Genomic DNA, 23,238 nt, shown 5'->3' on the forward strand with positions numbered 1-23,238 from the left:
ATCCTCATCATTAGACGATTCCCGATAAGAGTTGTGCTTTTCTAACGGCGCTGATCCAACGCTAGGTAAAGGAAAGGCGATCGAGTCGAACACCCTCAATTGTCTACTTGGCAGACACTTGGACTTGCAGGACGCGTCCGGCGCGGCCATCAATTGAGGCCGCAATCACCAGGAAGCGTTTCTCGTCCTCAAGGTCAGGTTCCACGATCTGACGGATGGGCCCAACAGCATTGACGATAGCCGCGCCTGCGGGATTTGTCGTAAAAGATGCTAAGGCCTGCAATGTTCCTCCGCCGTTAGGGTCCGAAGAAAGCGCCAGAATGTAGGGTGTCTTTGGGTCAAGCCCGGTCACGGATGCCTGCAGGACTTGAGTAAGGCCCTGGTCAAAAAGGCTGACGCTTGTTTTGGCTTTATTTCCTACGTCGACTGAGACAAGCTCTAGATGCGCAGCCTCGCCGGCTTTGCCAAGGGCTGTCAGATTCTGCGTCCCATTTCCGACTGGGACTGCGTTCGGCACGTATATTACAGCCTGAGGCGCTTGTCCTATTGGGATGTTCGCGATGACCTTGTTGTCAGCGGTGTCTATCACAGCGAACTGATCTGCGTTTTCCAGACCAACGTAGACGCGACTTCCGTCACCAGACGGCCAGATGCCGTGGGGTAGGAAGCCAACCGGAATGGTTGCTACCAGCTCAAAATTGTCAGTGCGGTATACTTTCACCTCGTTGGCACCTCCAACCGTGACATAGGCGAATGTGCCATTTTTATTCACGACAATGTTGACATGATTGGTAATGGGCCCCGTATCAATTGTCTCGATCAAATTGAAAGGTGGCTGCGCGTTGAACACCTGGGTCTTTCCAATATCCTTCAAAGTAAACCAGACCTGCTTTCCATCTGGCGATGCAGCTATGTTTGGGCAGAACGGACTTGCCTGCTTGACGCGTCCCACGATTTGATAATTGGCAACGGTCACTATAACGGTCTCGGGATTGAAAGACGAACAGATGTAGCCGTACTTGCCGTCCGGCGAGAATATCTGCATCCCGGGACCCGGCGGCACCTTGATGCGTGTCCTTTCTTTAAAACTCGCGACGTCGATAACGGACACATAATCCTCGCCTCGAACGGTCACCCAGACTTCTTCGCCGTTAGGCGTGAAGAATGCCTCATGTGGAGACCGACCGACGTAAGTTGTGTGCTTCACCGCGTTGGTAGCGGTGTCGATGAACGATACGGAGTTCGAGCCAATAGAGACAACGGCCAAGGTCTTCTTATCAGGCGAGAAACCCATCCCGTGGACCAGGACTTGGCCTTTATAAAGCGGACTAAGATTACCGGGCTGCGGATCGCCCAGCTTGATCACTCCAAGAAGCTTGTTAGCAGAAGGGTCAACTACCGATACCGTGTTAGAAAATTGTTCAGCAGCGTAAGCCCGATCACGACTGCTGACCGCAATGTCAGGGTCGGAAGCTGCAAATGGGACTTGCCCGGCCCAAGAGCAAATTGGAGTAAGCGCGGCGAATACGATGATGGTTGACTTCATGCACATAAAAACCTCCCTGTCGCTTCCAAAGTTGCACACAAGCTGGTAAAATGCTCATGGCGAAACGTACTCAATCACCTCGCTCCGAGCGGGGGAGCCGGTGGCGGCACGTCTCCAACCGCCCTCTTCATCGAGACAATCTCTTGTCCCTGAGTAACTATGATTTCTTGAGCTAACCGCCTCAGCGGTTCATTCTTCCCGAACCGCAGATACACTAAAGCCATATCTATTGCGCCTTGATGATGTGGTGCCATCATTGCGACGAAGTCACGATCCACATCGCCCGTATGACGCACGGCCATCTGCGCCCTCATCTTTTCCATCGCAGCATTCGTTTCATCGAGCCAACCGTTGATCGCCACTGAGTCCTGAGTAGTGGGCTCCCTTTTATGGTGGTGCTCACCTGCAAAAGACCACGATGTCCACACCACGGTAGCTGCTAGGAATACTTTTGAATTTGACATATCGAGATTCCCTTTGCGGTGAGGCCGCCATTGTCCCAGCGAGGAAGCCTAATCGCTTTTTGTGTGAACTTCCCGCCCTCGCCGGTTAGAAATAATCGGTTCGGCTATTCGGACTTTTCGATGATCTCTACGACCGTGTCTGGGTGCGATATCATAATCACATGCGAACCGCCCTTTATGACTACGGCCTCTTTGGATCCGGCCCTCTTCGCCATCCAAGCATGCGCTTCGGCCGGAATGTTCTTGTCGGCGTCTCCGTAAACGAACCTGGAAGGAATATTTTTCCAGCTCGCAACTGTAGATGCCTCTGACACAGCGACGTCTGTCACAGGCCGTTGCGCTGCGCCATAACGGCAGCGCCGGCTTTTGGCACATCGGCAGCAAACTGTTGAGCGTCTTGCTTGATGTAAAAATCGCTTGTCTTACCATCGAGTTTGATAGGCGCGGCTAGAGTGGGCGGCAAAAACGTGCTACCAGGAAATCGATTAGTTAACGAAGAGCAGTCGCGCCTATATCTGGTGCGAAAGCAGCGACAAAGACAAGAGACCTCACCTTTGCATTGCCCGCAGCTACTTCATTGATGACAGAACCCCCGTAAGAATGTCCGACAAGAATGACGTCTCCCGGCAAAGAGTCGACGATCTTGCGAACGTACGCACCGTCACCTGTGACACTCCTCAGCGGATTAGATGCAGCAGCAACTGGATATCCATCTTGCTCCAGCTTCGCGATCACCTTACTCCAGCTTGACGAATCCGCGAAGGCACCGTGTACTAGGACCACTGTCGGTTTTTCTTGTGAGTGAGCGATGTTCACCCCAACAATAGCGATAGCTGCGAGTGTGATAAGTGCCTTGATTACCATATCCTTCCTCCTTATGATCAGACATTTGTACGCACGCTGTATCAAATGGATCATCTACATTGTGGGAAGTGAACAGCGGTGCAACCGGCCGAGGCCGATTGCGGACCTTGTGTCGCGAAGCGTATTTCGAACAAAAGGCCGTAACCAGTTCCTTGTGAATCTCCAGAGGGCTTTCCGGAATATCCGTCTCAATGGTGGCGTTGCGCACCAAAGAACCGACTAAGCCGTTGAGGCCGTCTTCGACAACCCCATCAAATGCAGAGCGCACCGGCCATATACAGAAAATCTGCCACAGATCGGCGACGTTGCCAGTCGCTTGTCTCTCGCTGATAGACGCCTTCACGCTGTCGCCAGCTTCAGTATTTTCGCCATTCTGGCCCCTATACGCAGCTTGCTCTCGCCGACCAACGACGCCTACATCAGCTGGTGGTGGCAAAAGTGCCTGTCAACGAAATGGCCCGTCAGCTTGGCCGCCATCGTTCGACGATTTACCCCGAGATCAAGCGCAACACGTTTCGCCATCGTGAACTGCCGGACTACGACGGCTACTACAGCACGGTAGCTCACGATATCTCTAAGGACCGGGGACACCGGCTGAGAAAGCTGCGGCGGCACCCGAATTTACGCACGGAGATCATCAGCCAGTTGGAGGCACGCTGGTCTCCGGAGCAGATCGCCGGGCGCCTGTTGTTGGAGGGGCGCAGCCTCGTCGCATGCGTCGGCGACGTCACCTTGCAGGTTGATTTCCGAAAGCATCGTGCGGCTTTGATCCCCAACTGCGCCGTGCAAGTGCTAGCGAGTATCGAGCGGTAAAAGAACAATTGCCAGTGAGAAGCCGAAGGGGAATGTTATCACCCGAAGGGTAGGAAGGGAGGGAAACTTCATTTCTTGACCTGTATTTCTGTTAGGTGCCGCGACGTCGCTCCAGCTTTGACGCCAGATGCCAGCTTCAACAATTTCATCAATTGTTTCGAGTTCATTGCGCGTGGCGGCATAATGGGCTGGGCGGCCGAAGCCGCCGCCCTGCCCAAGTCTTCATCATGCGGCACCAGGCCGATTGATCGTCAGGAAGTGACGGACAACAGGTTTCTCGGGACCGACATGGTAGGCCAGCACCTTGCCCTGCAGGTCGGCGTCGGCGTTGGAGACCCGCTTGTGCTGGCGAAGATGTTCAGCCCAGGATTCCACCATGAACCATTCGACGATCTTTTCCGGGTCAGCCGAGTCCTCGGTGACACCCCAGCCATAGGCACCATCGCGGCGGCGTTCGTTGGAAAGATGATCGATGGCGTGCAGGAATGCGCTGCGGTGCTGCTTCTCGACCTTGTACTCGATCAGGATCAGAACCGGACCACGGTCATGGGCAACGGGTTCCGCAACAAGCGGCTCAGGCCAGTGATTGGACGGCACCATGTCGGCATCGCCTGCAGGAAGCTTCACGCGGTGCATGATGAACCCGGCCACAAGCAGTCCGGCGGCTCCGATGAGCAGGGTCGATTGGATGCCGACAGCCTCGCCGACCGCGCCCCAACCAAGGCTCCCGGCAGTCATCGCACCATTGAAGACGGTGAGGTAGACGGCGAGGCCGCGACCACGCACCCAGTTCGGAAGAACAGCCTGGGCCGCGCCGTTGAGCGTTGTCAGAGCAGTGATCCATGCCGCACCGAGGAACAGAAGAACGATGATGGCAACGATCTTCGGCGGGGCGAGTGACAGGACACCCATAACCGCAGCGGTGATCAGCGCGGCACCGAGAAGCAGGCCGTCGGAACTCAGGCGTTCGCGCAGCTTCGGCATGACCAAAGCGCCACCAATCGCGCCTGCACCGACTGCACCGAGCAGGATGCCGTAGAAGCTGGCATCACCACCCAGCAACTGCCGGGCCACGAGCGGAAGGAGCGCCCACACGGCGCTGGCGAAGGCGAAGAAGATCGAGGCGCGCAGGAGGACGACGTGGAGCGGTTTGCTCGAGCGGGTGTAGCGAAGCCCGGCCCGGAAGGCACCGAAGAAGTTCTCCTGCAGCGCGTCGTTTGCATTCTTCGCCCGTGGCCACCAGACCAGAGCTGCGATCACCACGGCGTAGCTTGCGACATCGGCGCCGTAGGTGATCCCCGCTCCAAAGGCTGCGAGAAGCAGGCCGCCCGCGGCAGGCCCGATGGAGCGGGCAATGTTGATGCCAAGCGAGTTCAGCGCCACGGCGCTCTTGACATCCTCGCGCTTCACCAGTTCCGGAACGATGGCCTGCCAGGTCGGACCCATGAGCGCCGCACCGATCCCGCCGAGGAAGGTCAGACCGATCAGCGCGCTGACCGACAGCATGCCCGTCTGGGACAGGATCATGAGCGAGATGCTGACGGATGCCAGCAGGAGCTGGACGGCGATCAGGAACTTGCGGCGATCGAGGATGTCGGTGAGAACGCCCGCAGGAATGGCAAGCAGGAAGATCGGCAGGGTTCCGGCCGCCTGGACCATGGCGACCGCGGCCGGCGATGCCGAAAGATCCGTCATCAGCCAGGAGCTTGCGACGTCGCGCATGAAGCTTCCGGTATTGCCAAGGACGGTGGCGATCCAGAGAACCGCAAATACAGGCTGTGCGAGTGGCGCGAAGGTTCCGCCGGATGCTTTTGCCGCGCTCATTTGCCTGCTCCCTTTGTGAGGTCGAATGCGGCGACGAAGAGGAATGCGCCAGCGAGGCCAACATGTTCAAAGAACGCGTTGGTCGCCATCATACGGTCCATGCCGGGAGCCATTTCCCAGAAGCGGAGGGCGATGAAGGTCGCGAGAAGTGTGAAGCCAGCCAGCGCCAGGGCGCCTGCCCAACGCAGAACGCCCGAGACCACCATGGCTGAAGCCGCCAGTTCGAACACGATGACGGCGACTGCGAAGAAGGCGGCTGGGTGGAGACCGAAGTGGTCCATTTCGGCCAGTGCGCCGTTGAAATCGAAGATCTTGGTGAGCGGACCCTGGATGTAGGCGGCGCAGAGCGCAAGCAGCGACACGGTTCGCGTGACCGGAGAGGCGACGATGCGTGCCAGACTGCTCCGGACTGGATTCGACATAGGGGATTGGTGGGTCATATCTGCTCCTGCGTTCGCCGATCTGTTCGAGCGGCTGCGTTTGATGGAGCGATATTGGCTGGTTAACATCTTACCAACAATTGCAGCAATCGTTTCGATTTAATTGCTGTTTTTGAAATTATCCGATGGGTCGCTCGGGCGGCGGCGTGGCCGCCCGAGCGCAAAGCTGAGTTTAGACCGCCCAGCAGGAGCAGCCGAGCGCGCCGAAGAATCCCTTGAGGTCGGCGATCGGAAGCTTGGATGTCCAAGCTCCAACATGGTCATGGCCATGCACGCCGCAATTGCTGGCACATCCGCATGTGGAGATCGCCGTGCGGCGCAATGAGCGAGCGCCTGCGCCTTCAGGTTCGCCCCACGCCGCGTAACCGCCGAACTTGCGTACGGGAGACCAGTCGGGCATCGCTGGCGGGATGTCGTTCTCGTCGAGCGTCTTAAAGTCGCCCGCGCCATAGACGATCTTGCCGCCGACCATGGTCAGTTCCGAGGTGAGGAACGAAATCTCGTCCTCGGAGCAGGAGAAGAAGTCCTTGTTCGGCACCACGAGGTCGGCAAACTGGCCCTTCTCGATACGGCCCTTCTTACCTTCTTCGTTCGAGAACCATGTGACCTTTTCGGTCCACATGCGCAGCGCGGTCTCGCGATCGAGGCAGTTTGCACGCGGGTAGAGCTGCATTCCGCCGACTGTCTTGCCGGTCACCATCCAGGAGAGCGAGACCCACGGATTGTACGAAGCGACGCGGGTGGCATCCGTCCCTGCCGAGACATTCACACCCTTGTCGAGCATGCGCTTAATCGGCGGCGTGGCTTCCGCCACTCCATGGCCGTAGCGCTCAACGAAATATTCGCCCTGATAGGCCATGCGGTGCTGAGTGGCGATGCCGCCGCCGAGTGCGGCGATGCGGTCGATCGAGCGATCCGAGATGGTTTCGGCATGGTCGAAGAACCAGTTCAGTCCTTCGAGCGGAATGTCCCTGTTGACCTTCTCGAACACATCGAGGGCGCGGGAGATGGTCTCGTCATAGGTGGCGTGGAGACGCCAGGGCCAGCGGTTTTCCGCCAGTACGTGGACGACCTCTTCCAGCTCGCCTTCCATTTCCGGAGCCATCTCTGGACGGGGCTGGCGGAAATCCTCGAAGTCGGCAGCCGAGAAGACCAGCATCTCACCGGCACCGTTGTGACGGAAGTAGTCGTTGCCCTGCTTGTATTTGACCGACCGCGTCCAGTTCAGGAAGTCCTGTTTCTCTTCCTTGGGCTTCTGGGTGAAGAGGTTGTAGGCCAGACGCACCGTCATCTGGTTCTCATCGGAGAGCTTCTGGATGACCGCGTAGTCGTCCGGATAGTTCTGGAAGCCCCCGCCCGCATCGATCACGCCTGTCACGCCGAGGCGGTTCAGTTCGCGCATGAAGTGACGGGTCGAGTTGACCTGGTAGTCCAGAGGAAGCTTCGGCCCCTTGGCGAGCGTCGAGTACAGAATGCCCGCATTCGGCTTCGCGAGCAGCATGCCCGTCGGGTTTCCGTTGGCATCGCGCGTGATTTCGCCGCCGGGTGGGTTCGCCGTATCGCGGGTGTAGCCGACGGCGCGCAGGGCCGCGCCATTCAGGAGTGCCCGGTCGTAGAGATGCAACAGGAAGACGGGGGTATCGGGAGCGATCGCATTGATCTCCTCTATCGTCGGCAGGCGCTTTTCGGCGAACTGATGTTCAGTGAACCCCCCGACGACGCGAACCCATTGCGGCGCGGGCGTGATCGCCACCTGGCGCTTCAGCATGTCCATCGCATCGGCGAGCGATCGAACGCCATCCCAGCGCAGTTCCATGTTGTAGTTCAGGCCGCCGCGCACGACGTGGGTGTGGTTGTCGATCAGACCCGGCAGGACGCGCTTGCCCCTGAGGTCGACGATCTTCGTGCTGGCACCAGCCAGCGCCATAATCTCGCTGTCGGATCCGACTTCGAGAAACAGGCCGTCCTTGATGGCGATCGCCGTGGCGTTCGGATTGGTCCGGTCGAGGGTCGTCACGCGACCGTTGTGGAGGATCAGGTCGGGATGCATGGTGTCTACTCCGGTCTGGTTTGGATCGGCGGCTTTCGCGGGGGAGAAGAGGTTCGAGAACGCCAGGCTCGACGCGCCTCCAAGAAAGGATCGACGCGTCGTCATCAGCTCCGCTCCTCCGCTTTCGCCTCCGCCTGATGGGCGAGGTCGATAAGATCGCCGCCCTTAGGCAGGTGGCCGAACACGTGCGGCTTGATCTGATGGAGCCATGAAACGGCTGCTGGCTCCTTTGTCCAAAGCGACTTCGCGAGCGGGAGGATCTGCTCGCCGACCAGAATGCCGAGAAGTCCGACCAAGGCAATGACAGGCGGAGCCGGCGAACGGACGTTCAGGAGGCTGTAGACGATGCCCACAAGCACACCTGCACCGAGAGAAAGAAGATAGATTTTCACGGGATGCCCTCCACGGTTAGAGAAAGGCCGCTCCGACGGGGTTATCGGAGCGGCCTGATCAGGCCCTTACTTGGCGGGGTTCGGGCCGATGCGCTTGCCGTGCTTGACACGTTCCTCTGCGCCGTGAACCATCGTGTAGGCGTAGTCGATGCCCATGCCGTATGCGCCGGAATGCTCCTTCACGAGGGTGGTGACAGCATCGTAGGTTTCCCTGCGAGCCCAGTCGCGCTGCCACTCGAGCAGGACCTGCTGCCAAGTGACCGGGATCACGCCTGCCTGAACCATCCGGTCCATCGCGTATTTGTGCGCGTCGGAGGACGTGCCGCCGGAAGCATCCGCGACCATGTAGATCTCATAATCTGGAACATCATGCAGGGCCGAGAGTGCGAAGGTTGTGTTGCACACTTCCGTCCACAGACCGGAGACGACGATCTTCTTGCGGCCCTCGGCGGCGTTCTTCGCCAGCGCGTCACGGACGTTCTGGTCGTCCCAGGAGTTCATCGAGGTGCGCTCGAGAATGTCGTTCTCCGGGTAGACGGCAAGTAGTTCCGGAAAGGTGTTGCCCGAGAAGGATTGCGTCTCGACCGTGGTGATCGTGGTGGGGACGTTGAAAATCTTGGCGGCCTTGGCGAGGCCGACGACATTGTTCTTCAGTACCTGGCGATCAATCGACTGGACGCCGAACGCCATCTGCGGCTGCTGGTCGATGAAGATGAGCTGGGTGTTCGCGGGGGTCAGGACTTCGAGCTTCGACATGGGTCAATTCCTCTTCGGTTGCTGTACCGCCTGTTGCGGTGTCAGAAATGGGCAGCAGCGTCGATCGGAGCGCACGGCGCTCGTTCTGCAATCCTTGAAGTGTTTGCGGATCGGTGTGGCTCCGCTCACTCGTTGTCATTGGCTGCTGAACAGAAACCTAACGCATCGGATAACCGCACGGAATTGCAATATTGATTGTGAATGAATTACGGATTTCGCAACAATTCCCACTAGGTCCACTTCCCCGTTTGGTCACGGGAAGCGCCCGCCGCTCACCCGATGCAACGGATTTTCGCGCGACATTGGAGGAAGGTCTTGTCAGATAGTCAGATGCGTAGAACAAAAGACAGGCAAATCTTGGCGTGCGCCAAGCGCTTCCATGCGCGTCACGCGGTTCGCCGCCAGATACCGGGCGTCGTGCCAACGACATTCGCGAACACGCGAGTAAAGTGGCTCTGATCCGAGAAGCCGCAGGAAATCGCCACTTCGGAGAGAGAGGCGTCCGTCTCAAGCAACAGCGTCCGTGCCCGGGTAATCCTCTCGCGCAGCAGCCATTGATAGGGTGTCACGCCCGTCGTTTCGCGGAATGCGTGGATGAAGTAACCGCGGGAAAGACTGCAAGCTTCCGCGAGCTCCGCGATCGAGACGTTGCCGTGAAGATTGTCGAGGATGAGCGCCTTGGCGACATTCTCCTGGGCGCGGGAGAGTTTGCGCGATCTCGATCCGCTTGAGACGGCACGCTCGCCGTATTGCTGGATGACGTGTGTTCCAATGGCTGCCGTCAGTTGATCGACAAACAGCCTGCTGGCCTTTTCCGGGTTTTCGAGCGCAGGTATCAGAGCGCGTGCCAGGTTGGCGAGAACGGGATCCGGATGGGCAGTGATAGTGTTCAGCGCCGATACTGTCGGGAGATCGGCTTCATCGGCGATCAGGGCAAGCGAGTCGGGAGAAATCTCGAGGAGAAGGAAATCGAAGGGAGCTGCGAGATCGGCCTTGTAGTCCTCTCCCAGGCTGCGGATGTAGACAGAGTCGTGGTCGAAGACATGCGTTGTCGCGTGGTGCTCATGGAAAATGCGGCGGGTATGGCCTGGAAGCGTCGAGACACCGACGGCAAATCCACGGTCGCTGGCGGGCGTGGAGACCTGCTGCAGGAAGGCGTCACGTGACCCCTTGCGCAAGACGGTGAGACCCGCGCCGCGAATTGTTTGGTTCCTGTAGAGCTTGTCGAACGGGCAGCCGAAGCTGTCGGTCGATTCGTTGCCGGGATTTTCCAAGGGAGTGGTGGATTTCCTCAGCAAACACGCTACCTTCCAGTTCGCCTAAGCTGTTTCTTTCCCCATCACCTCCCGGAAAGATCGAGGTACTTCTCTATCCTAATGTGACCGGGCGCGCCACAACGGTGGATTGAACGGAAAATTGCTAACCAGCGGCCCGGAACATCCATCCGACTTTCAGGCCCTTTTCATACGAGTTCATTGTGAGTGAAGCATCGGCGGTCGCCGACAAGATAGGCGAATGGTTCCAGGCAGGCAATGCTCGCACTCTCGTGACGAGACCTTTCCGCGATACCGAGATGACGATGGCCCACGTCGTTCGCGACTACGCCGAGCATGATCCTGCAGTCGTAATCCCGGCCGACGAGGCGTTTCTCATCGTGCTCTATCTAACCGATGTCGAGCATTCGGACATCTGGCAGGACCGACCGCCATCTCCGCTTAGGATCTATCCCGAAGGATCCATCTGTCTCGTCAACCTGGAAAATGGCGCTGCGATCGCCGTCCGCGGACATTTCGAAGCACTCGTGATCCATCTCCCACGCAAGCATCTGGCCGAGCTTGCGGAGCAGACGGGTGACTCCCCTGTCGACGATCTGACTGTCTGTCGTGGCATCGACGATCCGACCGTGCGGGACATCGGCGCGGCACTACTTCCCCTGATTGGCGAGTATGAGGTGGACCAGTCGCTCGTCGCACATATCGCACTTGCCCTGAACGCCCACATCGCCCATTGCTATGGCCGTTCGAGCAGGACGCACTGAACGCGCCGCAATCACAGTGGTTGGCGGCGCTCGAGGTCCTCATGGCACGAAAGAGCGCGTCAGGCTGCCAGCGGCACGAGGTTGGCCTGGATCTGATCCCGGTAGTCCTCGTATCGGCTCGGGAGCTTGAGAACTTCTCCGAGATGCGCGGTGTCCTCGTCACGGTTGAACCCAGGCTCGTTGGTGGCGACCTCGAACAGGATACCGCCCGGCGTGCGGAAGTAGATGGCCCAGAAGTAGTCGCGGTCGATGACGGGTGTGACTTGATAGCCCGTGTCCATCAGCGCTTTGCGCACATCGAGCTGCTTCTCGCGGTTGTCGACGGCAAACGCAATGTGGTGAACTGATCCCGCCCCCTGACGCGCAAAGGGCGTTTTCGGCAGGGATGCAAGATCAATCGTGTCCGCTCCGTTTCCGTTTGGAATGATGAAGCGAGTCACGTCGCCGTCCTTTTCGGCGCGCTGGTACCCCATGAAGCCGAGCAGCTCTTCCGTCGCAGCCGTATCGTGCAGGCTGAAGCGAGCGCCGGCGAAACCGCGGATGGCCGCATCGTCGGGAATTCCACCCGCCCGCCATGGCGAGCGGTTGTCGTCGGCGGTCTCGATTAGCGCAAGACCGTCGCCATCCGGGCCCATGAAGCGAAGACGGTTGGCACCGAAGACAGTATCCGTTTCCAGACCGTCGACACCTTGAGCCGCGAAGCGATCCTGCCAGAACTTCAGCGAGCCCTTTGGAACCGAGAACTGCGTCTCACCGACCTCACCCACGCCCGCACGACCAAGCATCATGTTCGGGAATGGGAAGTAGGTCATCACCGTGCCTGCGGAACCATTCTCGTCACCGTAGTACAGGTGGTAGACGCTCGGATCGTCGAAGTTGACAGTCTGCTTGACGCGCCGCAGGCCCAGCGTGTCGGTGAAGAAGCGATTGTTCTGCCGCGCGTCCGATGCCATCGAAGTCACGTGGTGAAGTCCCCTGATGTCCTGGATCATGTCTGTGCCTTTCAATCAGCGCTGGTGTTCAAGTGTTGATATGAATGTACACCCGTTGATCACAGCGCGGAATTGCAATATTCATTGTGATTGAATTGCTAAATTTGAAACAATGATATGAACGACTACAAAGCCCTTCGAACTTTCCTCCTTGCCGCCGAGAAGCGGAACTTCGCGCAGGTAGCCCGCGAACTGGACATGACACCCGCAGCCGTAACGCGTGCCATCGCCGCGCTCGAGGCAGAACTCGGCGTACAGCTCTTTGTGCGCACCACGAGGCAGGTTTCTTTGACGACCGATGGCGCGATCTTTGCCGCGCAGATCCAGCCCGCGGTGAAGACGCTCGAAGACGCGCGGTGCGAGATGATGAACGCGCACAAGGCCGATGAGGGACGGCTTCGGATCAGTGCGCCAACGTGGTTCGGCAAGACCGTGCTCCCGCCGATCCTTTCAGGATTCAAGGAGCGCTATCCGAAGATGAGCTTCGAGATCTCGCTGTCCGATGGATTGGTGAACATCGTCGACGACGACTACGATCTGGCGATCCGCATCTCGTCGCAGCCTTCGGACAAGTTCACGATCTGGAGGAAGATCCGGGTGGTGACGCGCATCCTGGTCGCCGCTCCCGGAAGCAGATTCGCCGACATGCAGCACCCAAACGAACTGAAGCCCGATGACTGCCTCGCGTACAGCGGCGAAAGCCGGCGTGAGAACTGGGTGCTGTCCGACGGCGGGTCAAGCATCACGATTTCGGCAGGTCGAGCCTTCAGCGCCAACAGCGGAGAGGTTCTGGCGGACATGGCCGCCGACGGCGCGGGTGTCGCGCTGCTTCCAGGATTCAACATCGCCGATCACATCAGTAGCGGTCGCCTTGTCCACGTCTTCAAGGGATGGGCGCCGCCGAACCTGTGGCTGACGCTGTTCTACCCGCCCTACCAAGCCCTCCCGCCAAGGATTGCGTCATTCTCCAAGTTCTTCGAGGATCAGGTCGCGGCAAAGATGGTCATGTTGGACTGACGCACGCACATGCCCGTCACCATGATCTGGCACACGCCTTTCAGCTTCGATCATGCTGTTGGAATGCTCTAAGCCTAGCTGCGACTATTTGCTGTAGCTGCCACAGGTTTCGATCATAGATTTTGCGATCCGCCAGATCTGAAACCGTCCGATGCAGGTACTCCGCGCAAGATCCGGCAGGTCCACATGCCTGGGCGATCAACCCTGCCGCCTCTTCGAGCGGGATCTTCTCCGTGAGCGGAGATTGCCTGCCGCTCGCCCAGAACGTGAGCGCGCGCCGCACACCCGTCGGTGTCTTGACCGCAACCCAACGCACCATATCGCACACTTCGGCATACCGAATCTCTCGCGCCAGAAGAGTACGCAGATTCTCCCTCTTGGTAGTGCACGGAAGCTTGAGGAAAAGACCCGAACAGCTTCCTCCTGGCCGAAGCGCGAGCATGAGACCGGGCGCGTCGGAGGTGGCCCTGAGCCGCTCAATCCTCAACGAGAACGCACGGTGCCAGCCGTAAGCGACCGCCTCTTCGCTGGCGGCCACCTCGAAACCCGGATTCCACATCAAGGATCCGTACGCGAACACCCATATCTCCTCGTCATCAGCCTCTTCCTCAACCCTGCTGACGAGGTCGTCGAGCTGCTCGGGCGAGATCGGGTTCCAATTGGGTTCCGGTCCCTCGTCTTCGACAATTCTGATGGTCGTGGCGACGAGGTCGGGGGTGAGTTCCATGGTAGCAGGTGCGGGCGCCTTGGCGGCCGGTGTTTTTGGCATCGTGTGAACCGTTTCAACGGGTTTGCCGCCGGAGGCCCATCGTCTCCGGCGCTTCATGGAGTAGCTGCCGCCCGATCAATCAGCGGAACGGTTGATGATTGCCCGGAAAGTGATTTCGACGATCTGTTCGGGGAAAGCCAGCGCCGAAACCCCGATTAGGTTGCTGGCGCACTGAGGTACATCCGTACCGTACATTTCCTTGCGGACCTTGGATCCAGCCGCAAACGCGCTAGGAACATCAAGCACGTACAGTGTCTCTTCAATGACATCGTCGAGGGTCGCACCATATCTGGCGAGCAGAGTCTTTGCGTTGATGTAGGTCTGGCGGATCTGGCTCTCCATCTGCGAGAAGTCCGCAGGCCGCTTATCCTCATCGAGTTCCGCCGGAGCGACAAGATTGCCGTTGCCATCGTGGCTCAACTGGCCCGAGACATAGATCGTGTCCTTGACCTGCACGGCTTGAACGTATCCGAAGGCGCGCTCCCAGGCGACGCCATGGTTCTCTACTTTCTTGGACGGGTTGCTGTTCGTCATCGTAGATTCCTTTGATCGAATGATGGCGCGCCGAGTGGGCACTCGCGGTTCATGGAGGCGACGGATGCGTGGGACGCCGCACCCGCCGCCGGACCGATCAGGCCTTCACGAAGGCCAGGAGATCGGCATTCAGGACATCGGCGTTGACGGTCAGCATGCCGTGCGAGAAGCCGGGATAGGTCTTGAGCGTGCCATTCTTCAGGAGCTTGGAAGACTTCAGTGCGGAGTCTGCGATCGGCACGATCTGGTCGTCTTCGCCATGCAGGACGAGGGCTGGAACCGTGATTGCCTTCAGATCTTCCGTCTGGTCAGTTTCAGAGAACGCCTTGATGCCGTCGTAATGCGCCTTCGCGCCGCCCATCATGCCCTGGCGCCACCAATTCTGGATCACGCCTTCCTGGACTGTCGCGCCATCCCGATTGAAACCGTAGAAGGGACCAGCCGGAACATCACGGAAGAACTGCGCGCGGTTGGCGGCAAGCGCCGAGCGGAAACCGTCGAAGACTTCCATCGGCAGACCTTCAGGATTCGCTTCAGTCTTGAGCATCAGTGGAGGTACGGCGGAAACGAGAACCGCCTTGGCGACGCGGCCGGCTGGCTGGCCGTGCTTGGCGACGTAGCGAGCGACTTCACCGCCGCCGGTGGAGTGACCGATGTGGACGGCATTCTTAAGGTCGAGCGCTTCGACCACGGCGAAGGCATCCGCGGCGTAGTGATCCATATCATGGCCCTCGGAAACCTGAGCGGAACGTCCGTGACCACGGCGATCGTGCGCAACGACGCGATAACCCTTCGACAGGAAGAACAGCATCTGGGCATCCCAGTCGTCCGACGACAGCGGCCAGCCGTGGTGGAAGACGATCGGCTGCGCGTCCTTCGGACCCCAGTCCTTGTAGAATATTTCGGCGCCGTCCTTGGTGGTTAAATATGCCATTGTCTTGGTTCCTTCGGTTGAGCTGGATGCTGATGCAGCCTCGGCTGCAAGATTGAGAGACGGTGAAATCGCCATGGCTGCGACGGCGGCACCGGCGGAAAGGAGTGCGCTCCTGCGCGTCATGGAAGAAAAGGTCTGCGTCATTCTCGGCTACCTGCGGCTTCTTCGTTGAGGCATCAGGCGACGCTGAGTTCGTCTGACGGGCGGATAGTGCCGCAAGCGTAGGGCGCTCACAATTGCGCCAGTTGTTTCGATTTTATTGCGGAATCTGAAATGGTGACGGTGGTCGACGGTCCCGATGGCTCCTCAACATTTCGTCACGCGACGGTCCGATCAGCCCAGTTCCTGAGTGCTCAAGGAAAACGCCCTCCCCTTCGCCAGCAGCTTTAGTGGAAGTTCCGGCTTTGGACCTTGACGGTGTCGATATGGAGGTTCGGAATAAAGATATCGCGCACTTTGCTTGCTTCGGACGGTCTTATGGCATCTCCGCCCCCCGAGGAACTGTGAGCGAACTCGCCAACCCGTCCGCACTGCAGCTCAGCACGGGTCCCGGTAGCGACGATGGTAGCCCATCGCCCCTCTCGGCACCGGACAGGCCAGAAGTCGCCGCCGCAAAGTCTCAATAGTCCTCGGCGCCAAGGCTGTCGTGCAGATGCATCCTGAAGATGGCCTCACGCGCGCTCTGTTCTGGAAGCGAGATCTCGACGTGACGGTCAAGCCATCCTGCCCGCAGGATCGCAGCATCGACCATCTTGGGATGATTGCAGGCAGCGACGACGATAACACCCTCCCTGCCGTCGATGCTGTCGAGTTACTCTAGGAGGCCATTGATCGCCTTGATGTCGTAGGACGCATTGCTACCCTGAGCGCCATCCCTAGATCCGAAAGCGTCGACCTCGTCGATGAACAGGATCGCCGGCGCAGCATCCTTGCCTTGAAGCTCTTCTGCATGGCCTTCAGGAAGTCGTTGAGATATCCCTTCGCCTGCCGCTTGGCGTACGAAGTGGCGATCAGCTTGACATGGCATGAGGCGGCGAGCGCGCGGGCGAACATTGTCTTGCCCGTCCCTGGCGGACCCGACAGCAGCATTCCCTTGTCGACGTCTTCCCAGGAGATCGTCCCCGCGCGCCAGTCGGCGAGCTCTCGCGCAAGATCGAGCCCCCACTCCTTCGCTTCGCCGTAGCCCCTCCATGTCTTCGAGGCGCACCTGCGAGAGCGCTTCGGGATCCTTGGTCTGCTTTGATGCCGAGGGTTCCTCCCGCGCCATCTTTTCAATGATTGCGAAGGCGCGCGAGATCGGCCGGCCTCGTGTCATCGCAAGCTTCAGGCGTTTCCAGTTGGATCTCGCGAGCGCCTTCGCTTGCAGATCGGTGACACCGATACCGTATGCCCACCGAACCACGCCGCGCATCAGGCGACTGTCGGGAGACGGAACGTGGACGATTGCATCGAGAGCGTGCCGGAGATCCGATGGGACGCTTCTGCCGACTTGAAGAGGATGATCGTCTTCGTGTTCTGCAGCATGTCCAACACGGAGTCGGTTGAGGATTCCGCCTTTTCGTGATCGAACGCCTTGACCTGATCCCGGAAGCGGAAATCAAGTTCCCGGTCGATCACCACGAGCGCTGCCCGCATGTAGGTGACCCTGCGATCCCAGTCGGGAACGATTAGTCCGATGGCGTAGCGAGTGGCACGCTTCAACGGTCGGATGGCGCCGCTGATGGACGCGTATGCGAGGAATTCGGGCAGCGAGAAATCGTGCCCGTCGCGAGAAATATTTTTCATTGTGTGATTCCGGATTGAAGAAGATGTCGGCTGGCGCCCGATGGCGCGTCACGTCATCCCGTATCCGGCGCACCCGCGTTTCCGGGCTGATCAGGGCTTCATCCAGATCGATCTCCAAGAATCCTCGGAGGACAAGCGAGGCCACCGTCGGCATAGGTCGCCCTTCCCTCACCCGACATGCACTCGGCGACTGTCAACGATCCCATCTCCTCGAGGCCGGCCACGAGGCGAATCGTGTCACCGAGCGGCGCTCGGTAGAGGCCGTATCGGAGAAGATCCTGCGCATTCCGGAGTCGAAAGCTGTCGGCGAATTCGATCATCGCCACGGGGCCCCATGGATTCGATCGCGCTGGATAGCCAGACCGGCGGCGATGGCTCCTCCTGGCCGACGTCGATCAGGAAGGATCCGCCCGCGACGGTCAGCACTAGGAGTCGAGCTGGTATTCGTCGTCCCCGTCACGCGGCGGCGGCGGCGCAGCTCTCCATCGAACGACATCGGGATCGAGATCGAGCAGGCATGCGAAGTCCCTCGCCTGTTGGGATCTGAATTGCGCGGCCATCGCATTTGATAGCCGCCATCGGTGTGTAGATCGTTGAAAGCGTGACCTCGCGCGGGACAGCAGCATCCCAGCGTCATTCGAGACGCTCTTCATGGCATCCCTCGAAAACGAAACGCAGAACTGGGTTTGATCCTACGAATTGAGACTCATGGAGCTTGCCGTCATGACACCTATCGTACCACCGCCGAGCTGCGGAGCATCGCTTTGGAAACTATTCCTTTGCCTGAAAATCCTCGGACAGGCTCTTGGGGCTAACTTCGTTCACTTGGGCCTCAACCTTGAAGTTCGCCATTACCCGCAGGGTCGCAAAAGTCGCGATTGAGAGAACGATGGCAGTCTCGTAGGCGCCCAATCCCACTGCTGCACCGATCGCACCGGTTGCCCATAGGCTTGCGGCCGTTGCCGTGCCGCGAATACTAGCTTTTCCGACCAGTATCGCGCCACCACCGATAAATCCGACCCCATTGATGATCCCTTCAATGATACGGGCTGTCGCTTCCGCATTTTCTTTGGTCACGGTTTCGGCCGCCTGAATGAATCCACAGGCTGCGATGGCGACAAGCGGGAAGGTACGCAGGCCGGCACTACGCTCGTTCCGTTCCCGATCCCATGCAATCGGTAGCGCAAGGATATAGGCAGCCAACAACGCGGTAAGGTTTCGCAGCAAGTCGCCTTGAACGCCGATATTGTCAAACCAGTCAGGCACCACTTCCTCCATGGTTGTGAACCGTGAAAGATGGGCGACGGTGGATATCCGACAAGACGTAGGTCTGCCGAAGGACGAAAGAACCTCATGAGACGAAGAGGCCAGTATGGGTAGCCCTTGTCGGCTGTCCGGGCCAAGCCGTTCCCATCCTCTCTTCGAGCAAGTGCCGCTCGATAAACTTCGAAGCAGCGTTATCTTCAATCGATGATGACATGATCGCATCGAACCACGGAGGCTTAAGTGATCGTCGGAAGCGTTGAAAAGGCCGACGGAGCAAGGCCGCCCTCGGAGGAGAATGGAATAACATCCACCATCTCTGCCCGCACCGTTCTCATTCTCATTGGCGTAGCTGTCATCCTACGTGTCGGCCAGGAGATCTTCGTTCCCCTCGCGCTTGCACTTTTACTCACCTTCATGCTCGCTCCGATCGTGAGTTTCTTTCGATCGCGGCGCATTCCCAAAATAGCTGCAGTGCTGCTAGCTGTCGCCTTCGCCTTCGTGTCCATCGCCGTTTTCAGTTTCGTCGTTGCCACGCAGGTTGCCAACCTCGCGCAAAACATTCCCACCTACCAACGCAACATTGTGGCGAAGGTAGACGCCCTCGCCCACACAGGATCCGACAATAGTGTGCTTCAAAAGGTCCAGAGGGCGGTTGAACGCGTCGGCGAGGAGTTGAAGTTTAATGCAACGGAAAGTCAGAAGGAAGCCCCCGTCCCGGCAATCGACCAGCGACAGCCGCTGCCGGTGGAGATTATAGCGCGCTCAAACCCTATTGAGACGTTGGGCAACCTGATCATACCGCTCATAGGCCCATTCGCCACCGCCGGACTCGTTGTCGTCCTGGTAATCTTCATGCTGCTGGAGCGAGAGGATCTTCGGGACAGGTTCATTAGGCTCGTCGGTTTGGGTGATCTACACAAGACCACTGCAGCGCTTCAGGAGGCGGGTAAGCGCGTCGGTAAATATCTCCTCATGCAACTGGTTGTGAATACCCTTTACGCCATTCCGATCACGATCGGCCTGTGGCTGCTGGGTATCCCCAATGCGATCCTATGGGGTTTACTAACACTCGTCCTCCGGTTCGTGCCTTACATCGGCCCATTGATCGGCATGATCCTTCCGCTGTTCCTGGCACTGGCCATTGCACCAGGATGGTCGCTGGTCGCGTGGGTGGCAGGACTTTTCATCGTAACCGAATTGACGAGCAATAACATTGTTGAGCCGTGGCTCTATGGTAGTCACACCGGCTTGTCTTCGCTAGCGATCATCGTATCGGCCATCTTCTGGTCGTGGCTCTGGGGCCCAGTAGGGCTGATGCTGTCCACTCCCCTCACCGTCTGCTTGATGGTTCTCGGACGCTACGTGCCGCAATTTGATTTTCTGGACGTTCTCCTTGGGAACCAACCGGTCTTAAGAGCCCACGAGAAGCTCTATCAACGCCTTCTAGCCGGTGACCCGAACGAGGCAACCGACAATGCTGAGGAGTTTCTCATGGAGGAGTATTTAGTGGACTACTATGAGTCGGTTGCGTTGCCGGCCCTAATACTTGGCGAAGCCGACCGACAGCGTGGTGTAATGACAGAGCGGCAGATTGCACTCGTCGCCTCCACCGCCCTTACTCTCGTGGAAAATCTCGCAGAGATCGCCGACGACGAAGAAAGTGATGAGGAGTCCGAGCACACGCCGACGGACGAGATAAAGGAGCTTCCTGACGGGCGAGGCAGAACTGTAGCATGTGTCGGCGGGCGCAGCGCACTTGATCGGGTCGCGGCTTCGATGCTCGCTCAGGTCCTTGCTGTCCAGGGAGCTGGCGTCGTCACCGAGCCAGATGGCGCGTCTCCCGGAGGAGTGCCCGCCCTTTCGGCGATCGAATCCGCCGACACGGCCGTCGTGGCCTTTCTGAACGGCCGCTCTAAATCACATGCCCGTCAAGTGGTTCGCCGGTTAAAACGCCTCAAACCCGGCCTCCGCGTCGGTGTGCTACTGCCGGCTGCCGATGGCGATCAGTATCCAAAGGTGGCAGCCGAAGAACTCAACGCCGACTTTGTTTCAAGTTCGATAAGCGAGGCAATTCGTGAAGCCTTGTCAAGTTCGGCCGCTGTCGAATTGAAAGCAACGGTGAGGCGATTGGCGAGGCCGACCCAACGCAGATCCATTGAAGCCTAGGGTTAGAAATACGTGTCCGACTTTTGTCCTTCGTAAACCGGACATGCACCGCCGGGAACGCCCCCTGCCGCTCGCCAGCGGCATGCATGGCGATGACGAGGTTCGTATAGGCGGGTGCGCGTCGCGCCGGTCGATGGACACGGAACGCGGCCACATCGCTGCGCGTTAGATGGGCAGTTCGTTGACATTCAGGAAAAGATCACAGCGTCGTTGAACAGTTATGCCGTGACCATTTTTATATTTGGAGGCGTCGTGCTCCTAACGACGTGGCTGCCACTCGTCCTTCGGCGGATGCCACTCTCCCTTCCCATTTGCTGTATCATCATCGGCATTTCGTTGGCGTGGTTGCACCTTACGATGCTTCCCCGGACAAATCCGCTGGCAAACCTTCGCCTCACTGAGCATATGACAGAGGTGGTGGTCATCGTCGCCCTGATGGGCGCCGGCCTGAAACTCGACCGGCCAATCGGCTGGAAGCGCTGGATCATAACGTGGCGGCTCCTCGGGATTGGTATGCCTCTTTCAATTGCGGCTATTGCCGTTCTCGGGTGGTATATTCTCGGGTTGAAGCCAGCTTCGGCCCTCCTCCTGGGAGCTGCCCTCGCACCGACAGATCCGGTTCTTGCTTCGGACGTGCAGGTCGGACCGCCACAGACCGGCCAGAAAGATGAGATTCGCTTCGCTTTGACGTCAGAGGCCGGCCTGAACGATGGACTTAGCTTTCCATTCGTAATGGCGGCGATCGCACTCGCGACCAACCCCGGATCCAATTTCGAGTGGATCGGACGATGGCTGGCGATTGATGTCTTGTGGAGACTTCTCGCAGGCCTCGCGGTCGGCTGGGCGATCGGTCGCATCCTAGGCTATTTCACGTTCAGGCTGCCGGTGTCGCGACGGATCGCAAAGACAGGAGACGGGCTTGCCGCGCTAGGTTTCACTTTCATATCTTATGGCGCAACCGAACTCATTCATGGCTACGGCTTCGTTGCGGTATTTGTCACCGCGCTCACGCTTCGCGCTGTTGAACGGCACAGCGACTATCATTCGGAATTGCACGATTTCGGAGAGCAGATCGAACGCCTACTGATGATGCTCCTCCTCGTATTCTTTGGCGCGGCACTGGCAGAAGGCACGTTGTTCCTTCTGGTCGACCGGTGGGTTGTCCTCGTCGCCGTGTTGGTTCTCGCAATTGCTCGACCTTTGGCTGGGTGGATAAGCCTGCTTGGATGCCGACATCCCCAAGCCGAGAAGATTATCATTTCCGTGTTCGGTATCCGCGGACTGGGATCCATATATTATCTGGCCTATGCGTCGGGTATTGCAAGATTCGAGGGCATCGAGACGGTGTGGGCAACTGTCTTTCTTATTATCCTGATGTCGATCGTGGTACACGGAATCACCGTCACGCCAGTTATGCGATGGATCGATCGGCGTCGCGGCGTAGACCCCCTGAAACCCATGGCTGCATCTGTTGAAAATGGCTTATGACCCAGTCGCTGCGCTTGGATTTGCGAAACAGCTGCGAAAGACGTCAGAATCAAGACCCCACCCCTAGGAGTATCTTCTTCAACTCTGGATTCTTAACGCGCCGCGCCGCCTCCTTAGGCTTCATCCACGCTACGTTTCGCTCGGTCATCTCCGGAAATTGCTTCTTCCGGCGGCGGACCTTCAGAAGGTAAACATCCACGACCGGCTCAACCTCAAGACCGTTACAAAGAATTTTGGAATATCGAAACCGTCCGAAGAGCTTTCTGCTTACCTTTCCAATGACACCGGCCTCCTCCCAGGCCTCACGCTCTGCGACCTTATGAGGCCTCAGCCCGCGGATGGGCCAACCCTTTGGTATCATCCAACGCTTAGTCTCTCTTGTGGTAATGAGAAGGACCTCGGGCCCATCTGACTTAGTACGTAGGCAAAGCGCTCCGAATTGTCTGACCGGCTCGGCCCGTACATAACCTTTCGATTTATCGCTCTTTATATTCATTTTCTGGCTCGATTCTGGATCGCCCCTAACCCAACGGACCGCACCGCGTTCCAGCCAAAATTCGATCGGTGTGGCCCTTATTTGCCCACACGTTAATCTGATGCTTGTGCCCACGCGACCTAACCATTGATTTTAAATGGCAATGCCCTGGCTTCCTCACGCCGGATCTAGTTTGTCGCTCGCCATGCCCAATAGCGAACGATCCCGTTGCAGAGCTGGCCGGACGATCTCTAGGAATAACGTTCCCTTTAACTTTCAACAAGCTAAACCCGGACGTTAACAACGCTCGACCTTTATGTGAGCGCCAATCCGATCTCCTCCCTGCCTGTCACGGCAGCGTTTTGGTTCACGCGTGCAGGCAACTTTTTGGCTTTCCGCAAATGAGGAATGACGCCATACGGGGTGAGAGCGACATCGCTCCGCCGGCGGGCGGGATTAGGTCGCTAATGTACTTCAAAATTCCAAAGTCTTTGGTCCTCCGGGTTGACACTGGGTCCGAACCAATCGTTCGGTTCATGCGTTCCCTCTCATGCTTCTGACGCCGATAACGACCGGCGTGCCCAGTCTTGCCACATCTAAAGTCCGAGGAACTTGAACGGCGCGG

At 58.4% G+C, this 23,238-nt stretch carries 21 protein-coding genes and 2 pseudogenes; 5 read left to right on the top strand and 18 right to left on the bottom strand.

From position 1 onward, the window contains the following. Positions 1-103: 103 nt before the first annotated feature. The 3 genes and pseudogenes from FHT76_RS39045 to FHT76_RS39055 all read right to left on the bottom strand — a co-directional run bounded on the left by FHT76_RS39045 (position 104) and on the right by FHT76_RS39055 (position 2,874). A complete protein-coding gene (locus FHT76_RS39045; RefSeq protein WP_183865062.1) occupies positions 104-1,546 on the bottom strand; it encodes a YncE family protein in 1,443 nt (480 codons plus the stop codon). A gap of 74 nt (positions 1,547-1,620) precedes the next feature. Further along, the gene (locus FHT76_RS39050; protein ID WP_183865061.1) at positions 1,621-2,010 is read right to left on the bottom strand and encodes a DUF305 domain-containing protein; all 390 of its coding nucleotides are present in this window, start codon (positions 2,008-2,010) and stop codon (positions 1,621-1,623) included. Between the two features lie 104 nt (positions 2,011-2,114). Continuing rightward, a pseudogene (locus FHT76_RS39055) lies at positions 2,115-2,874 on the bottom strand (alpha/beta fold hydrolase). Positions 2,875-3,297: 423 nt separating this feature from the next. Between FHT76_RS39055 and FHT76_RS39060 the strand changes: the two are divergent. After that, positions 3,298-3,574: pseudogene (locus FHT76_RS39060) on the top strand (IS30 family transposase); the annotation flags it as partial. A gap of 338 nt (positions 3,575-3,912) precedes the next feature. Here the strand turns inward: FHT76_RS39060 and FHT76_RS39065 are convergent. From FHT76_RS39065 to FHT76_RS39090, 6 genes are all read right to left on the bottom strand, one after another. Then, on the bottom strand, positions 3,913-5,511 hold the full coding sequence (locus tag FHT76_RS39065; protein WP_259131774.1) for an MFS transporter: 1,599 nt from the start codon (positions 5,509-5,511) through the stop codon (positions 3,913-3,915). Next, positions 5,508-5,951, bottom strand: a complete 444-nt coding sequence (locus FHT76_RS39070) for a DoxX family protein (protein WP_183865059.1) — start codon at positions 5,949-5,951, stop codon at positions 5,508-5,510. The genes FHT76_RS39065 and FHT76_RS39070 overlap by 4 nt, the downstream gene beginning before the upstream one ends. A 172-nt stretch (positions 5,952-6,123) precedes the next feature. Further along, the gene (locus FHT76_RS39075) at positions 6,124-8,106 is read right to left on the bottom strand and encodes an amidohydrolase (protein ID WP_183865058.1); all 1,983 of its coding nucleotides are present in this window, start codon (positions 8,104-8,106) and stop codon (positions 6,124-6,126) included. Then, positions 8,106-8,393 (bottom strand): XapX domain-containing protein, encoded by a 288-nt coding sequence (locus FHT76_RS39080; RefSeq protein ID WP_183865057.1) that lies wholly within the window; start codon positions 8,391-8,393, stop codon positions 8,106-8,108. Before FHT76_RS39080 ends, FHT76_RS39075 begins: the two co-directional genes overlap by 1 nt. Before the next feature lie 66 nt (positions 8,394-8,459). Continuing rightward, positions 8,460-9,149 carry a hydrolase gene (locus FHT76_RS39085; RefSeq protein ID WP_183759109.1) on the bottom strand — a complete coding sequence of 230 codons (690 nt, stop codon included), beginning with the start codon at positions 9,147-9,149 and terminating at the stop codon, positions 8,460-8,462. Between the two features lie 386 nt (positions 9,150-9,535). Further along, positions 9,536-10,447: an AraC family transcriptional regulator gene (locus tag FHT76_RS39090; protein ID WP_259186736.1), complete on the bottom strand. Its 912-nt coding sequence runs from the start codon at positions 10,445-10,447 to the stop codon at positions 9,536-9,538. A gap of 179 nt (positions 10,448-10,626) precedes the next feature. Here FHT76_RS39090 and FHT76_RS39095 point away from each other — a divergent pair, with 179 nt between their 5' ends. Beyond that, positions 10,627-11,187 carry a hypothetical protein gene (locus tag FHT76_RS39095; RefSeq protein ID WP_183865056.1) on the top strand — a complete coding sequence of 187 codons (561 nt, stop codon included), beginning with the start codon at positions 10,627-10,629 and terminating at the stop codon, positions 11,185-11,187. A gap of 59 nt (positions 11,188-11,246) precedes the next feature. On the opposite strand, the gene FHT76_RS39100 is transcribed toward FHT76_RS39095, so the two are convergent. Continuing rightward, positions 11,247-12,179 (bottom strand): VOC family protein, encoded by a 933-nt coding sequence (locus FHT76_RS39100; RefSeq protein WP_183865055.1) that lies wholly within the window; start codon positions 12,177-12,179, stop codon positions 11,247-11,249. Between the two features lie 117 nt (positions 12,180-12,296). Between FHT76_RS39100 and FHT76_RS39105 the strand changes: the two genes are divergently transcribed. Continuing rightward, a complete protein-coding gene (locus tag FHT76_RS39105) occupies positions 12,297-13,196 on the top strand; it encodes a LysR family transcriptional regulator (RefSeq protein WP_183865054.1) in 900 nt (299 codons plus the stop codon). A 40-nt stretch (positions 13,197-13,236) separates the two neighbouring features. Here FHT76_RS39105 and FHT76_RS39110 read toward each other — a convergent pair whose 3' ends face one another. The 7 genes from FHT76_RS39110 to FHT76_RS39140 form a co-directional block, all read right to left on the bottom strand. Beyond that, positions 13,237-13,965, bottom strand: coding sequence for a gamma-glutamylcyclotransferase (locus FHT76_RS39110; protein ID WP_259186739.1), 729 nt, complete (start codon positions 13,963-13,965; stop codon positions 13,237-13,239). A gap of 75 nt (positions 13,966-14,040) precedes the next feature. Continuing rightward, positions 14,041-14,499, bottom strand: coding sequence for a RidA family protein (locus tag FHT76_RS39115; RefSeq protein ID WP_183759114.1), 459 nt, complete (start codon positions 14,497-14,499; stop codon positions 14,041-14,043). A 97-nt stretch (positions 14,500-14,596) separates the two neighbouring features. After that, on the bottom strand, positions 14,597-15,433 hold the full coding sequence (locus FHT76_RS39120) for an alpha/beta fold hydrolase (protein WP_183759115.1): 837 nt from the start codon (positions 15,431-15,433) through the stop codon (positions 14,597-14,599). Between the two features lie 619 nt (positions 15,434-16,052). Continuing rightward, positions 16,053-16,184, bottom strand: coding sequence for a hypothetical protein (locus tag FHT76_RS41585; RefSeq protein ID WP_405049539.1), 132 nt, complete (start codon positions 16,182-16,184; stop codon positions 16,053-16,055). A 65-nt stretch (positions 16,185-16,249) separates the two neighbouring features. Next, a complete protein-coding gene (locus FHT76_RS41590; protein WP_405049540.1) occupies positions 16,250-16,522 on the bottom strand; it encodes an AAA family ATPase in 273 nt (90 codons plus the stop codon). 321 nt (positions 16,523-16,843) lie between these two features. Next, positions 16,844-17,218 carry a hypothetical protein gene (locus FHT76_RS39135; protein WP_183865050.1) on the bottom strand — a complete coding sequence of 125 codons (375 nt, stop codon included), beginning with the start codon at positions 17,216-17,218 and terminating at the stop codon, positions 16,844-16,846. A 771-nt stretch (positions 17,219-17,989) separates the two neighbouring features. Continuing rightward, on the bottom strand, positions 17,990-18,484 hold the full coding sequence (locus FHT76_RS39140) for an MgtC/SapB family protein (RefSeq protein ID WP_259131787.1): 495 nt from the start codon (positions 18,482-18,484) through the stop codon (positions 17,990-17,992). 240 nt (positions 18,485-18,724) lie between these two features. Here FHT76_RS39140 and FHT76_RS39145 point away from each other — a divergent pair, with 240 nt between their 5' ends. Continuing rightward, positions 18,725-20,650, top strand: a complete 1,926-nt coding sequence (locus tag FHT76_RS39145) for an AI-2E family transporter (RefSeq protein WP_405049541.1) — start codon at positions 18,725-18,727, stop codon at positions 20,648-20,650. Between the two features lie 210 nt (positions 20,651-20,860). Beyond that, positions 20,861-22,138 carry a cation:proton antiporter gene (locus FHT76_RS39150; protein WP_259131789.1) on the top strand — a complete coding sequence of 426 codons (1,278 nt, stop codon included), beginning with the start codon at positions 20,861-20,863 and terminating at the stop codon, positions 22,136-22,138. A gap of 49 nt (positions 22,139-22,187) precedes the next feature. On the opposite strand, the gene FHT76_RS39155 is transcribed toward FHT76_RS39150, so the two are convergent. After that, complete coding sequence (locus FHT76_RS39155; RefSeq protein WP_259131791.1) at positions 22,188-22,634, bottom strand: NUDIX hydrolase; 447 nt, start codon at positions 22,632-22,634, stop codon at positions 22,188-22,190. Positions 22,635-23,238 lie beyond the last annotated feature (604 nt).

The organism is Rhizobium sp. BK176, from assembly GCF_024808055.1.